The sequence below is a fragment of the Bacillus sp. FSL K6-4563 genome (assembly GCF_038630405.1).
Classification (GTDB): Bacteria; Bacillota; Bacilli; order Bacillales; family Bacillaceae; genus Bacillus; species Bacillus pumilus.
In genome coordinates this window covers 3,454,468-3,467,762 of sequence record NZ_CP152030.1, presented here as the reverse complement: position 1 = coordinate 3,467,762, position 13,295 = coordinate 3,454,468, and the positions used below count along the sequence as shown (strand labels likewise).

Annotated in this window: 18 protein-coding genes; 10 read left to right on the top strand and 8 right to left on the bottom strand. The window is 41.1% G+C overall.

The features are described from left to right. Positions 1-83 precede the first annotated feature (83 nt). Positions 84-716 (top strand): GTP pyrophosphokinase family protein, encoded by a 633-nt coding sequence (locus MHH54_RS17700; RefSeq protein WP_003215004.1) that lies wholly within the window; start codon positions 84-86, stop codon positions 714-716. A 48-nt stretch (positions 717-764) separates the two neighbouring features. Here the strand turns inward: MHH54_RS17700 and MHH54_RS17695 are convergent, their stop codons facing one another. Further along, positions 765-905 (bottom strand): hypothetical protein, encoded by a 141-nt coding sequence (locus tag MHH54_RS17695; RefSeq protein ID WP_169901775.1) that lies wholly within the window; start codon positions 903-905, stop codon positions 765-767. Between the two features lie 19 nt (positions 906-924). Next, positions 925-2,010, bottom strand: coding sequence for a Rap family tetratricopeptide repeat protein (locus tag MHH54_RS17690; RefSeq protein WP_342500491.1), 1,086 nt, complete (start codon positions 2,008-2,010; stop codon positions 925-927). Positions 2,011-2,537: 527 nt separating this feature from the next. Between MHH54_RS17690 and MHH54_RS17685 the strand changes: the two genes are divergently transcribed. The 3 genes from MHH54_RS17685 (at position 2,538) to MHH54_RS17675 (ending at position 4,741) form a co-directional block, all read left to right on the top strand. Next, positions 2,538-3,302 carry a transporter substrate-binding domain-containing protein gene (locus tag MHH54_RS17685; RefSeq protein ID WP_034620276.1) on the top strand — a complete coding sequence of 255 codons (765 nt, stop codon included), beginning with the start codon at positions 2,538-2,540 and terminating at the stop codon, positions 3,300-3,302. Between the two features lie 69 nt (positions 3,303-3,371). Next, positions 3,372-4,016 carry an amino acid ABC transporter permease gene (locus MHH54_RS17680; RefSeq protein ID WP_003215015.1) on the top strand — a complete coding sequence of 215 codons (645 nt, stop codon included), beginning with the start codon at positions 3,372-3,374 and terminating at the stop codon, positions 4,014-4,016. Then, positions 4,013-4,741, top strand: coding sequence for an amino acid ABC transporter ATP-binding protein (locus tag MHH54_RS17675; RefSeq protein WP_003215369.1), 729 nt, complete (start codon positions 4,013-4,015; stop codon positions 4,739-4,741). The genes MHH54_RS17680 and MHH54_RS17675 overlap by 4 nt, the downstream gene beginning before the upstream one ends. Before the next feature lie 83 nt (positions 4,742-4,824). Here the strand turns inward: MHH54_RS17675 and MHH54_RS17670 are convergent, their stop codons facing one another. Then, positions 4,825-5,208, bottom strand: coding sequence for a VOC family protein (locus MHH54_RS17670; protein ID WP_003214664.1), 384 nt, complete (start codon positions 5,206-5,208; stop codon positions 4,825-4,827). A gap of 118 nt (positions 5,209-5,326) precedes the next feature. On the opposite strand from MHH54_RS17670, the gene MHH54_RS17665 reads away from it, so the two are divergent. After that, complete coding sequence (locus MHH54_RS17665; RefSeq protein WP_003214788.1) at positions 5,327-6,508, top strand: class I SAM-dependent rRNA methyltransferase; 1,182 nt, start codon at positions 5,327-5,329, stop codon at positions 6,506-6,508. A gap of 37 nt (positions 6,509-6,545) precedes the next feature. On the opposite strand, the gene MHH54_RS17660 is transcribed toward MHH54_RS17665, so the two are convergent. Together MHH54_RS17660 and MHH54_RS17655 are read right to left on the bottom strand one after the other, a co-directional pair. Continuing rightward, positions 6,546-7,226: a CidB/LrgB family autolysis modulator gene (locus tag MHH54_RS17660; protein WP_050944523.1), complete on the bottom strand. Its 681-nt coding sequence runs from the start codon at positions 7,224-7,226 to the stop codon at positions 6,546-6,548. Then, positions 7,220-7,603, bottom strand: coding sequence for a CidA/LrgA family holin-like protein (locus MHH54_RS17655; protein WP_003215226.1), 384 nt, complete (start codon positions 7,601-7,603; stop codon positions 7,220-7,222). The genes MHH54_RS17660 and MHH54_RS17655 overlap by 7 nt, the downstream gene beginning before the upstream one ends. Positions 7,604-7,768: 165 nt before the next feature. Here MHH54_RS17655 and MHH54_RS17650 point away from each other — a divergent pair, with 165 nt between their 5' ends. The 4 genes from MHH54_RS17650 (at position 7,769) to MHH54_RS17635 (ending at position 10,662) form a co-directional block, all read left to right on the top strand. After that, positions 7,769-8,656 (top strand): LysR family transcriptional regulator, encoded by an 888-nt coding sequence (locus MHH54_RS17650; protein ID WP_003214744.1) that lies wholly within the window; start codon positions 7,769-7,771, stop codon positions 8,654-8,656. A 17-nt stretch (positions 8,657-8,673) separates the two neighbouring features. After that, positions 8,674-9,498, top strand: a complete 825-nt coding sequence (gene thiM, locus MHH54_RS17645) for a hydroxyethylthiazole kinase (RefSeq protein ID WP_342500490.1) — start codon at positions 8,674-8,676, stop codon at positions 9,496-9,498. Continuing rightward, positions 9,485-10,153: a thiamine phosphate synthase gene (thiE, locus tag MHH54_RS17640; RefSeq protein WP_003214635.1), complete on the top strand. Its 669-nt coding sequence runs from the start codon at positions 9,485-9,487 to the stop codon at positions 10,151-10,153. The genes thiM and thiE overlap by 14 nt, the downstream gene beginning before the upstream one ends. A 134-nt stretch (positions 10,154-10,287) precedes the next feature. After that, positions 10,288-10,662 carry a nuclear transport factor 2 family protein gene (locus tag MHH54_RS17635; RefSeq protein ID WP_003215339.1) on the top strand — a complete coding sequence of 125 codons (375 nt, stop codon included), beginning with the start codon at positions 10,288-10,290 and terminating at the stop codon, positions 10,660-10,662. 30 nt (positions 10,663-10,692) lie between these two features. Here MHH54_RS17635 and MHH54_RS17630 read toward each other — a convergent pair whose 3' ends face one another. Further along, positions 10,693-11,031 carry a DUF4288 domain-containing protein gene (locus MHH54_RS17630; protein WP_342500489.1) on the bottom strand — a complete coding sequence of 113 codons (339 nt, stop codon included), beginning with the start codon at positions 11,029-11,031 and terminating at the stop codon, positions 10,693-10,695. Between the two features lie 151 nt (positions 11,032-11,182). Here MHH54_RS17630 and MHH54_RS17625 point away from each other — a divergent pair, with 151 nt between their 5' ends. Continuing rightward, on the top strand, positions 11,183-11,326 hold the full coding sequence (locus MHH54_RS17625) for a hypothetical protein (RefSeq protein WP_003215361.1): 144 nt from the start codon (positions 11,183-11,185) through the stop codon (positions 11,324-11,326). Positions 11,327-11,372: 46 nt separating this feature from the next. On the opposite strand, the gene MHH54_RS17620 is transcribed toward MHH54_RS17625, so the two are convergent. Together MHH54_RS17620 and MHH54_RS17615 are read right to left on the bottom strand one after the other, a co-directional pair. Further along, positions 11,373-12,914 carry a cation acetate symporter gene (locus MHH54_RS17620; RefSeq protein WP_003214799.1) on the bottom strand — a complete coding sequence of 514 codons (1,542 nt, stop codon included), beginning with the start codon at positions 12,912-12,914 and terminating at the stop codon, positions 11,373-11,375. Next, a complete protein-coding gene (locus MHH54_RS17615; protein WP_003215154.1) occupies positions 12,911-13,225 on the bottom strand; it encodes a DUF485 domain-containing protein in 315 nt (104 codons plus the stop codon). Before MHH54_RS17615 ends, MHH54_RS17620 begins: the two co-directional genes overlap by 4 nt. Between the last annotated feature and the right edge of the window lie 70 nt (positions 13,226-13,295).

Below are 13,295 nucleotides of genomic sequence, written 5' to 3'. Positions count from 1 at the left end.
TTAAAACCTTTCGAGTCCCGTCTCCGTCTAGTAAACGGAAAGCGGTGCTGCCGCCGTTTCCCAAAAGGAGATGACAAAAAGAAATGAATATGTCAGCAACTCATGTAGAAGATTTGAAGAACGTCATGGAAGACTGGAAAAATGAATTATTAGTATATAAATTTGCATTAGATGAAATGGATACGAAGTTTTCAATCATTAGCCAGGAATATAATTTAATCCATGGCCACAATCCAATAGAGCATACAAAATCACGGATCAAATCCTTTGAAAGCATTGTAAATAAATTAGCAAGAAAAGGATGCGACATCACAACACAATGTGCCAAGGAGTATATTCATGATATCGCAGGTGTCCGTATCATCTGCTCCTTTATTCAAGATATCTATAATATTATGGATGTATTGAGGCAAAGAGAGGATCTAAAAATCCTTGAAGTGAAGGATTACATTCAACATCCAAAACCAAATGGCTACAGAAGTCTGCATTTAATTGTGGAAATCCCTGTGTACTTAACGAATCGTGTGGAGCATGTAAAGGTTGAGATTCAGGTGCGGACCATAGCGATGGATTTTTGGGCGAGCCTTGAACATAAAATCTATTATAAACTGCAAAACGATGTCCCTCATCAGCTAACCGATGAATTAAAGGAAGCGGCAGATATCGCCCATTACTTAGATGAAAAAATGCAAAATATTAAACGAGAAATCGATTAACGTATAAAAAAGAGCAGCTGCGATATTCACAGCTACTCTTTTTCTTGTTTAAGGATTGGTGCCGCGGTCTCTCTTTTGAATGATATCTTGAGATTGTGCAGATTGGCTCTCTTTTTGGATAGAAGCGCCAATAGAAACACCTGTTATCAAGAGTGTCAAAATCGCAGTTGTGATAAGCCATTTTTTCATCATACATCACTCCATATTCTTAACAAGTTTTTAAGGACAACGCCTTGTTCCAGAAATAAGTGGATTCTTCATGAAGTCCAATATCTGTTAAGTAAGCAGCTGCATCCTGACAGATGGCTTCAAGATCGACAAGAAAATTCATAGATTCTAATTGATCACAATAAGACTTGATTTGCTCTATCATGTTGTCTTGCTGAAGCATAAGCGTTTCTAAAATAGATAATTTAAGTGAAATATTTCGTTGCTTTAAAGTTTCTGCTTTTTGAAGTGAAAGCTGTACATAATAGTGGAACAAACCAGGCTTTTTCAGCTTGAATAGTGCTTTTGTGTAGGCATACATGGCTAGTAAGTAGCCGCCTGGAGAAGACGTTTCAAATGTCTCGATCAATAAAGCTTTTTCTAGGAGCGGCACAGCTTCACTGTATTCATTTCTAAGACTTTTAATAAAAGCTGCATTGCAATACGCATGACCAAGTAAATCTGGGTCTTCCATTTGTTCTAGTGAATGAATCACTTCTTCAAATAATGACTCTGCCTCATCATATTTTGATTGATCAGCATAATTCAAAGCGAGCATCATTTGACAGCTGATTGATTTTTTCACATAACATGGATCTGCGTCATAAATAGATGAAGCCATTTTCAAGTGGTGTATGGAGAGGAGCGTGGATCTTATATTATAGTAAAGACACCCTGTTTTATAATGAAATTCTGCTTTTTCAATGTCATCGTGGACGAGATCTAATTTATCCTCTGCCAATTTTAAAAGGTGAAATGCCGTATCCTGATTGCCTCTGCGCATTTCATACATCCCTTTAAAGAAATAGAAATAGTAGCTGAGCATGTCATCTGTACGGATTGCATTTTCATCAACAAAAAGACTATGATCCAACGAGGCTGTATCTTCAATGAGATCCTTAAAACGGTACTCTAGCAATTGATAGTAAAGTAAGACGTCTTGATTCTCTTCCATGCGATCAAACGCTTGAAGAATCTCTTCTTTTAGCTGGATCGCACCTTGTATTTCTCTTTTTTTCATCATGACATACCAGTCATTTAACATATTCGCTACATCAACGGACGACAAAACACCTGTTTCTGACAATTTATATCCTCCTTTCTTCATCTATCACTCTAGTTCGATTTCCGTTCATCTGAATTCACTTTCCATATTCAGTATCTTCTTATATTTTAAGCGCTCTCTCGCAATTTGTAAAACATGTTTTTTGATGTAAATTCAACCAGTTGTGAAAGAAATAGGGATTAGGTGTCTTTTTGTATACGCTTACATATTTTTAGGTAAAAAGAGGATATTAGAAAAAATATATTGCAATATCAATAGAGAGAAGAAGGTCATTCAAGCGTCTATCTTCGCATGTTAGAAAAAACGGCAGTTTTCAAGGTGATATCTCGTTTTTTGTGAGATTATCTCACATCATGATTGTGAATTGCTTTTCTTTTAGAATAAAATGAGTTATTCGCAAAAAAGTAAAATTTAAAGAGATTATTGATCTAGGATTGTATGGATCTTTGGTATTGATAAAAAGTATCACACACTATAGCTTTAGCGTGGTATAGTATTATTGGTATTGCGAATATTTAGACAAAACTGACAATAGGGGGGCGTGTTTTATGAAAAAATCGATGTTGCTGATCATGGGACTCATAGTTGTGCTCGTCATGGCAGCCTGTGGATCAAAATCGGACAGCGGTTCGGGAGAAGGCAAAGGCACATATAAAATTGGGATAGATGTAACATATCCGCCATTTGAATTTGAAAAGGGCGGTAAAACTGAAGGAATCGACGTTGATCTGATTAACGCCATCGCGAAAGACCAAGACTTCAAAGTGAAACTTGAAGCGATGGACTTCTCAGGCATTATCCCGGCAATGCAGGCAGGTCAGCTTGATGTAGGGATGGGCGGAATGAGCATTACAGATGAGCGTAAGAAGAAGGTAGATTTCTCAGATCCGTACTTCGACGCTGGATTGACAGTTGTTGTGAAAAAGGACAGTAGCATCAAATCAATTGATGATTTAAAGGGGAAAAAGCTAGCTGTTAAAAATGGGACGACGGGTGCAAAATTTGCATCAGATAACGCAGATAAATATGGGTATGAAGTGGTTCAATTTAATGACAGCCCATCGATGTTCCAAGAAGTTTCAAACGGAAATGCAGATGCCTTAATTGAGGATTATCCTGTCATTACGTATGCAATTGCACAGCAAGATTTAAAATTGAAAACAGTTGGAGACCGATTGAATGGAGACCAGTATGGTATCTCTGTGATGAAGGGGAAAAACCAAGACCTATTGAAAAAGATCAATAAAGGTCTAGAGAACCTAAAGAAAAATGGTGAATATGACAAAATTATTGATAAATATTTGAAGTCATAATACAAGCGAGGCGCGCTCCGAGCGCGCTTTCTTTATGATGCGTCGTATGTGAATTAGGGAGGGAGAAACATGGACACGATTATTAATGCATTTCCGTATTTAATGGATGGTTTGCAAACCACTTTATATATCTTTGTTGTTGCCATCATTTTAGGATTTATCATCGGTTTAATAGTGGCATTATTCCGTCTGTCACCTTTTAAAATCTTAAATTTCATCGCACTTGTCTTTGTCAATGCCATCCGAGGCACACCATTTATCGTACAGCTATTCTTCATTTACTTTGGTTTGAATACACTTGAATTCATATCGCTTGATCGAGTGCCGGCAGGGATTATTACAGTAGCGATTAATGCAGGAGCTTATTTCTCAGAAATTATTCGTGCTGGGATTCAGTCCATTGATAAAGGACAAACAGAAGCTGCGCGTTCCTTAGGTTTTACAGGGGGACAAAACATGCGCTTTATCGTCCTTCCACAGGCATTTCGCCGCATGCTTCCAGCAATTACAAACCAAGCCATCATCAGCTTGAAGGACACGTCTCTCTTATCAATTATCGGAATTGCCGATATTATGCAGCGAGGACAAGTACAGGCATCGGCAACATTTGATCCTTTGAATGTCTGGCTCATTGTCGGTATCATTTATTTCGTGATCATTTATTTACTTTCTCTACTGGCTAGCTACGCAGAAAGGAGATTTGATATCAAATGAGTATGATTACGGTGAAAAATTTAAAGAAATCCTTTGGCGATCACGAAGTGTTAAAGGATATTAATGCAGTCATCGAAGAAAAGGAAGTAGTGTGTGTGATTGGTCCTTCTGGATCAGGCAAAAGCACGTTTCTAAGATGTCTCAATAAATTAGAAGATATTACGGCTGGTGAAGTCGTTGTCCACGGACATACGATTACAGATCCAAAGGTGAATATCAATAAAGTACGACAAGAAGTGGGGATGGTGTTTCAGCACTTTAATTTATTTCCTCATAAAACCGTTTTAGAAAACATCACGATCGCACCGATGAAGGTAAAAGGTACCGACAAGAAGGCGGCAGTCGATAAAGCGATGGACCTGCTTGAAAAGGTCGGCTTAAAAGACAAAGCCAAAAGCTACCCTAACCAATTATCTGGTGGACAAAAACAGCGTGTCGCCATCGCAAGAGCCTTGGCAATGGACCCGAAAGTGTTATTATTCGATGAACCGACATCTGCTCTTGACCCTGAAGTCGTCGGGGATGTATTAGCAGTTATGAAACAATTAGCCGTCGAAGGCATGACAATGATTGTGGTCACACATGAAATGGGCTTTGCGAGAGAGGTAGGAGACCGCGTGATCTTTATGGATGGCGGATATATTGTCGAAGAAGACAAACCGGAGGCTCTCTTTGGAAATCCGCAGCATGAGCGTACAAAATCATTTCTTAGTAAGGTGTTATAAAAAAAGAGTAAGGGCATATGGATGCTCTTACTCTTTTTCTTTTACGGAGCCTAAAGGGAACTGGCCACATTTCCTAGGAAATATTAGCGCTGGAAGAATTCGATCCATTCTTGGTCTGGCCCTCTGAAAAAGAAGTAGCAGTATCCATTTGGTAGCGTCGTAATTTCTTCATCAATTAATTCGATTTGCAGCTTTTGAATACGATTGAATTCAGCATGAATATTGTCAGTTGTAAAGGCAAGATGGTGAACCTTTCCTTCAGATGGCAGATCGCTGCTGTACCCTTGGATGAGCTCAATTTCCGTTTCTGCCTCATCTTTAAAGCCGAGAAATGCAAGCTCAATGATTCCGTTTGTATGAGTGATGCGATCCTTTAATTTCATGCCCACGACTTTTTCATAAAAATCAATGGACGTATCAATATTTGAAACCATAATACCTGTATGATCTAATCGTAATGTCGTCAAAAAAAGAGCCTCCTCTATGGTGTGTTGATATTTTTCTCCTCATCTTATCATAATAGAAGTAACGTATACATTCATATGATAGGATAGAGAGAGTCAATTTAGGATAAGGATGACACGAATGAAAAAAATCTCATTAAAACAAACATTTGCAGAACAAGTGAAAAAGGGATACCCGCTCATTTCTAAAGATGCTGTATCGCATGTAAACGGTATGAAAGAAGGCGAGCTGATTGAATGGGTGGATGAGCGAGGCACCTTTTTAGGAAAAGGGTATTATGGTGTGCAAAATAAAGGGATCGGCTGGGTACTCACCTTTGATGCCAACGAAAAAATAGACCATGCCTTTTTTGTCTCCAAGCTTGAGCAGGCAGCGAAAAGCAGAACGCATTTATTTCATGATGCACAGACGACTGCTTTCCGTGTGTTCAACGGAGAGGGAGATGGCATTGGCGGGCTCACGATTGATCATTATGACGGCTTCTATCTCATCCAGTGGTATAGCGAAGGAGTTTATACATTCAAGGCGGAAGTATTGGCTGCACTTGAGCATGTATATCCAGACTATAAAGGCATTTATGAAAAGAAACGATTTGATACGTCGGGACAGTATATAGAAGATGATGATTTTGTAAAAGGGGAGAAAGGTCAATTTCCTCTCATCGTGAAAGAAAATGGCATGAACGTAGCGGTTTACTTAAATGATGGTGCGATGACAGGCATTTTTCTTGATCAACGTCATGTGAGAAAAGCAATTCGAGATCGCTATGCAAAAGGAAAGACCGTGCTCAATACATTTTCTTACACAGGTGCTTTCTCCGTGGCAGCAGCGCTTGGCGGAGCGAGCAGGACGACAAGTGTAGATGTCGCAAACCGCAGTTTGAAAAAAACATCTGAACAGTTTGAAGTCAACGATATAGTTGTGGACGGGCAGGATATTAAAGTCATGGACGTCTTTAAGTACTTTCCGTTTGCTGCGAAAAAAGGATGGACCTATGATCTTGTCATCTTAGATCCGCCATCCTTTGCACGCACGAAAAAGCACACATTCAGTGCGGCGAAGGATTATAAGAAGCTATTAAAAGAAGCTATCCAAATCACAGCTGAGAACGGCGTCATTGTGGCATCAACGAATAGCAGTGCATTTGGTATGAAGAAATTCAAAGGATTTATTGCGCAGGCCTTTAAAGAATCAGGACAAACCTATCGTATCCTTGAAGAATATACACTTCCTGAGGATTTCCGTACGACGAAGAATTATCCAGAAGGAAATTATTTAAAGGTTGTCTTCATACAAGCATAAGAAAAAAGCCATTTTCTGATAAAGGAAATGGCTTTTTTTATAAGGCAAACGACATGAGGAGAGGTGCTGCACATAATGTAATTATGGCTGAAAGAATCATTGACACACTTGAGATCGTCCCTGAGACGGAGCTCATTTCAAATGCCTTCGATGTTCCTGCCCCGTGTGCACCAGTACCAAGCAGGACGCCCATGGCAATGTCATTATCAATACGGAAATAACGAATGATCATTGGACCGATGATTGACCCAAACAGTGCGGTTAAAATGACGAATACTGCCGTAACGGACGGCATCCCGCCAATCATTTCTGACACACTCATCGCCACTGGTGTTGTGACCGACCTTGGAACAAGACTTTCAATAAGGCCTGTATCCAAATGAAACAACTTCGCGATAAATGCCGTAGATAGAATCGCAATGACAGAACCGCAAGCCACATTCAAAATAATTTCCACTGCATGCTTCTTCAGAATGTGAAAATACTTATATAAAGGAATGGCAAAAGCAACAGTCGCAGGCTGAAGCATATTCGTGAGCCATTTCCCGCCTTGATTGTATGCATCGTAAGGAATGTTGACGATTAACAGAAAGACGACAAGGACAAGCGGTGTCACAAGTAATGGTGAGACATAGACCTTCGGATGCCGTTTATACACCGCTTTTGATCCGAGATATAAAAGAACCGTTAAGATCAGAAATAGTGCGCCAACTAACATAGCTTTTTCCGCTCCTTTCTTTTCGCAATCATTTGCGTCATGATACCAGTCGAGAGCATGACGACAAAGGTACTCAGTAAGACGACAAGGACAATACTTGTACCAGATTGAGAAATCAATGTTCCATAATCAATGACACCAACGGCTGATGGGATAAAGAATAGCAGCAGTTCTCCGAGCAGCCATACGGCACCAAGTTCAATCCATTTTAATTGAATGATTTTAAAATGAAGTAATAAGAAAATGACCAGAATGCCTAAAATCGTACCCGGTATTCTTAAATGCAAAAAGGCCGCGAGCACATTCATCAATTTCGCAAAAACAAACAAAGCCATAATCTGAAGGACAGCAATCAGCGGCGTTTTGAGCAATTTCACTTTCTGTTCACTCCTTTTTCTATATAAATTGTTCACTGTTTCACAAAAACATGACAACGTTCCAATTGATTAGCTTACTTTAAAGTGTACAGCACGTTCAGTTATAGGTAAAATACATATATCGAATAATTAGTATTCCTTTTGTCTATAGGAAGGGTGAGTCATGTGGACATTAGACATTTAACATATTTCTTAGAAGTGGCGAGGTTAAAAAGCTTCACAAAAGCATCACAATCTCTTTATGTGTCGCAGCCTACCATTTCCAAGATGGTCAAAAATCTCGAGGATGAGCTGGGGGTGCAGTTGTTTTATCGGAATGGCCGGCAGGTTGAAATGACAGATGCTGGACAAACGATGTATACCCAGGCGAGTGAAATCACACAATCATTTCAAAATTTAACGAGCGAGCTAAATGATCTAATGAATGTCAAAAAAGGGCATATTCGCATCGGGCTGCCGCCGATGATTGGATCGAGTTTTTTCCCGAATGTCATGGGAGAATTTCGTCAGCAGTATCCTGATGTCACATTTCAATTAGTGGAGCACGGCTCTATTAAAGTAGAGGAAGGGGTCGAAGATGGTTCGTTAGATATTGGTGTCATTGTTCTGCCTGCAAATGATAAAATCTTTCATACGTACACCATTATTAAAGAGGACATGAAGCTCGTGACGCATCCATCACATCCGATGGCAGGTCGAGATAAGGTTGATTTAGCTGATTTAAAGGAAGAGTCCTTTATTTTCTTTCGAGAAGACTTTGTTCTGCATAGCCGGATATTGAATGAATGTATGAATGCGGGCTTCCGGCCCAATGTCATTTATGAAACGTCTCAATGGGATTTCATTAGTGAGATGGTAGCCGAGAACTTGGGAATTGGCCTTCTGCCTGAGCGGATCTGCCGTGATCTTGATCCTGAAAAGGTGAAAGTCATTTCCTTAAATACGTCGATCCCATGGCATTTAGGAGTCATTTGGCGAAAGGATCGCTATTTGTCGTTTGCGGCAAGAGAATGGTTAAAGCATACGAAATCCTATGTATGGGGAGCAGAGTAAAAGGGAGGACGATACAGATGAAAACAAGCATCGCATCTCATTTATTGGAAAAGGTTCGAGCGGAAAATCCACTTGTTCATAATATCACCAATCAAGTCGTGACGAACTTTACAGCGAATGGTCTGCTTGCTTTAGGCGCTTCGCCGGTCATGGCAAATGCCAAAGAAGAAGTGGCTGAAATGGCGCAATTAGCCGATGCGCTTGTGCTGAACATTGGCACACTGACCAAGGAGACGGTGGAGGCCATGATTCTGGCTGGACAATCTGCCAATAAAAAGGGGATACCTGTTCTATTAGATCCTGTCGGCGTTGGTGCGACAGCGTTTCGAATGAAAGCGGCAAAACAGCTGTTAGAGCAAGTGAACATGACAGTTGTCAGAGGGAACGCTGCAGAAATTGCTCATTTACTTGAAGTGGATGGCTGGGAGTCAAAAGGCGTGGATGCGAAAGCAGCGAACGGAGATGTATCGGCACTAGTCAAACAAGCAGCGAAGACACTTCAGACAGTTGTGGTGATCACAGGGGAAGTCGATGTAGTTTCAAATGGAGAGGATGTGTTGTCTATTCATAATGGACATGAATGGCTCACCAAGGTGACGGGAACAGGCTGTTTACTGACGTCTGTCATCGGGGCATTTTGTGCAGCAGGTGAAAGGCCGCTTCACGCATCGGCAGCTGCTCTATTGTTTTATGGTGTCGCAGCTGAAAAGGCAGCTCAGTACACCGAGAATAAAGGGCCAGGTACGTTTCAAATGGAATTGCTCAATGCACTCTCACACACAACTGGCAAAGATGTGTTGACGCTAGGGAAAATAGGGGGAATGTCACATGACAAAGACTGATCAACAGCAAATCAAACAGCAATTATCGGTTTATTTTATTATGGGAACAGCGAATACAAGCCGGCAACCGCTTGATGTTTTGAAAGAGGCGATTCAAGGCGGAATCACCATGTTTCAATTTCGAGAAAAGGGCGAGGGAGCCTTGCAAGGAGAAGAGAAGAAACAATTGGCTCGCCAACTTCAAGTACTTTGCCAAGAAGCGAATGTTCCTTTTATTGTGAATGATGATGTGCAGCTAGCGATAGATCTTGATGCAGATGGCGTACATGTTGGCCAGGAAGATACAAATGCAGAAGACGTTAGACAAAAAATCGGGAATAAAATATTAGGAGTGTCTACGCATAACCTAGATGAAGTAAAACAAGCCATGAAGGACGGCGCAGATTATGTCGGCATGGGCCCAGTTTATCCAACAGAAACGAAAAAGGATACACGCAGTGTTCAAGGGGTATCATTGATCACTGAAGTGCGTCATCATGGTCTTCATATTCCGATTGTTGGCATCGGGGGTATCACATATGGCAATGCAGCACCAGTCATACAAGCAGGGGCAGATGGTATTAGCATCATCAGCGCCATTAGCCAGAGCGCTGATCCTAAAAAAGCAGCAGAAGAATTGAAAGCACTTGTTGCATCAGAAAAAGTATCTCTTTAATCTGGAGGAGACATGGATTGACTCAATTCATGTCTTTTCTGATTTCGGGGAAAATAGACAGGTGAGAAACAATTGTGTACAATCAAATTGTTCGATTATTGTCGAAATGACAGGTAAATAAAGGAGAATGAACAATGGAAGTGCTCGATACGTATTTTCGCCGCTACGATGAAGCTGGAAAAGGGCAGGAGCAAATGGATGAATTGCTCGCATTGTTTTCTGACGATGTCATGATTGTCTTAAATGGTGCAGAGAAGCCTGGGATCCAAGCGTTTACACAGTTTTTAAACACATTTTTCCACGTGCATGAAGACATCAAGCATATGTGGGATGGATGGAAAAAAAGAGAAGACGGAAAGTATGAAACCAACTGGGCCGTTTGTGGAAAACTTTCGGATGGCCGTGTTTATACAGCAGAAGGAATTGATATTGCACAACTGGACGACAAAGGAAAAATCGTTTATTTAGAAAACGTTCCGAAAAATCCAGAGTTATTTCAGCGCTATTAAATAAAAAGCCGGCTCATCAGCCGGCTTCTTTTATTTGTCTAAAGAATAAGCCTCGATGGCTTCTTTCGCTGATGTTTCTTTATCAAAAATAAGGTGGCGGCTGTACACCTCACTTAAATGCAGTGGTTCTTGATCTAAGTCATCTACAAGCTCAAAGACATCTAATATGGCTGCTAATTTAATGGTCGTTTGTCCGCCTTCAGCATTCTCAAAGGTTTCTTCTGGAAAGTTTTTTTTGACAATATCCTTTACTTTACAATGGTTTTTTGCTCGCACCAAAATGATTCGTTCTTCAAATATTTTATCGGGTATACTGCTTGGTGATGAGATGGATTCGAATAATAACTTGGCAGAATATATCTGACGCATAAGTAATGTCACTTCTTTCTTGCAGCTTTTTTTGTTCAAATGAGAGTTTCTCAACATGTGAAATGATTTCCAGTATGTGTATAAAATGATAACATATGAATGATGTTGTGTAGGAGGATGTTTGAACACACATAAAAAGGAGGTGATAGGGATGAAAAGTGTGATTGATAATAGAGGGGAAGAGCATGAAATTTTGTTGATCCTCGTCACATGCTGCTCTTTGATCACACGTAGAAGGTTTGCCAGATTAGAGAAGTATAAAAATAAGTTAAAAGGTCAATTTATACCTTACTAAGGAAAAGAACAACACAAAGAAAGCCGGCTCATCAGCCGGCTCTTCCTTATGAATCAGTATCCATATGCATCCCTGTATGTGCCTTTACTTGAATTTCTGTAAAGGTGTCTTCATCTGCTTTTTCAGAGGAGAAGATCGTGCCTAAGTAAGCGGCAAGGAATCCAAGCGGGATCGAGATAATTCCAGGGTTCGACAGCGGGATGAGTGGGTCTCCTGTAAAGATGGCTGCTCCCGATGGGTCCCAGACGCTTGGGCTGAGCGAGACGATAATCAGTGCGCTCAGCAGTCCTACTAAGCTCCCTGCAATGGCACCCGTAGAATTAAATCGTTTCCAAAAAACAGTGAAGATAATCAATGGTAAATTTGCACTTGCTGCCACTGCGAAGGCAAGTGACACAAGGAAAGCAACGTTTAACGATTGGGCAAATAATGCGAGAATGATAGAAAGAATGGCCACGCCGATGGAAGCAAAGCGTGCCGCTTTTACCTGTTCCCGTTCACTCGCTTTCCCTTTGCGGATGATCTGACTATAAAAGTCATGCGCAAAGGCAGACGCGGCGGATAGGACGAGACCAGTTACGACCGCCAAAATGGTCGCAAAGGCAATAGCGGAAACAAAGGCAAATAGCAAATCTCCTCCAAGGGCTTGGGCGAGCAGTGGAGCGGCCATATTTCCTGCTGCATCTGCTGCTGTGATCGCTTCTGTTCCAACAAAGGCAGCAGCACCGAAGCCAAGGAAAACTGTCATTAGATAAAAAATACCGATGATCCACGTAGCGGATAGAACAGATTTACGCGCAGAAATGGCATCCTTCACCGTATAAAACCGGATCAAAATATGCGGCAAACCTGCTGTCCCAAGCACTAGAGCAAGGTTCAAAGACAGGGTCTCTAAAGGCACATCATATTTATTTCCCGGGTGAAGAAATGCCCCACCGAGCGGGGTCGCTGTTTTCATCTCCTCAAACATCTTCAGCAGGCTAAAATCAAACTTTGCAAATACAAGCAGTGAAATAATCAGTGTCCCAAGCATGAGAAGCACAGCCTTTGTAATCTGTACCCAGCTGGTTGCGATCATGCCACCAAACACGACATAAATGGTCATTAAGACACCGACGATCAGTACCGCAATCCAGTAATCAATGCCAAGAAGCAGCTTGATTAATGCACCTGCCCCAACAAGCTGTGCAATCATATAAAAAGTAGAGACTGTGATTGTGTTAAACGCAGCAACTCCTCGAATGGCAGGACGCTTAAATCGTGCAGCAATCATATCGGCCATCGTATATTTTCCTAGATTTCGAAGCGGTTCGGCTACAACGTAAAGTACGACAAGATACGCCACTAGAAAGCCAATGCTATAGAAAAAGCCATCAAATCCATTTAACGCGATCATTCCAGCGATTCCTAAAAATGATGCGGCAGACATATAGTCCCCAGCGATGGCAAGTCCGTTTTGAAATCCAGTCAGACCTCCACCTGCTGTGTAAAAATCGCTCGCATTGCTCGTTTTTTTCGCAGCAAAATACGTGATGACCAATGTGAGCCCTACGATCGCTATGAATAAAATAAAAGCGGTCATGCTCATTCGTCATCACCTCTTGATTCAATTTTTAAAGCGCTTACATATTTGTCGAACTGAGCTGCTTTCCTCGCATAAAGTCCACATAATACCCAAGTCATCACAAATTGTGTGAGGGCGAATAACCACGCCCATGAGATCGCGCCAATTGCCGGCGTGTTCAAAAAGGTGAAGTAGGATGTAGCAACCGGAAGTGAAAAGTAAAAGAGAAAAAAGAAAATCGTCATCGGTACGATAAATCTGCGTTTTTCCTCGAGAAGTTTTCGAAAATCCTCTGAAGCGGCAACCTTCTTATAATGAACTTTTTTGTCTGCCATTGTTTCCTCCTTTGTACGAATTAGGGACAAGGTACTCCAATGCATATGAGACGATCTGGCTGTTTATGAC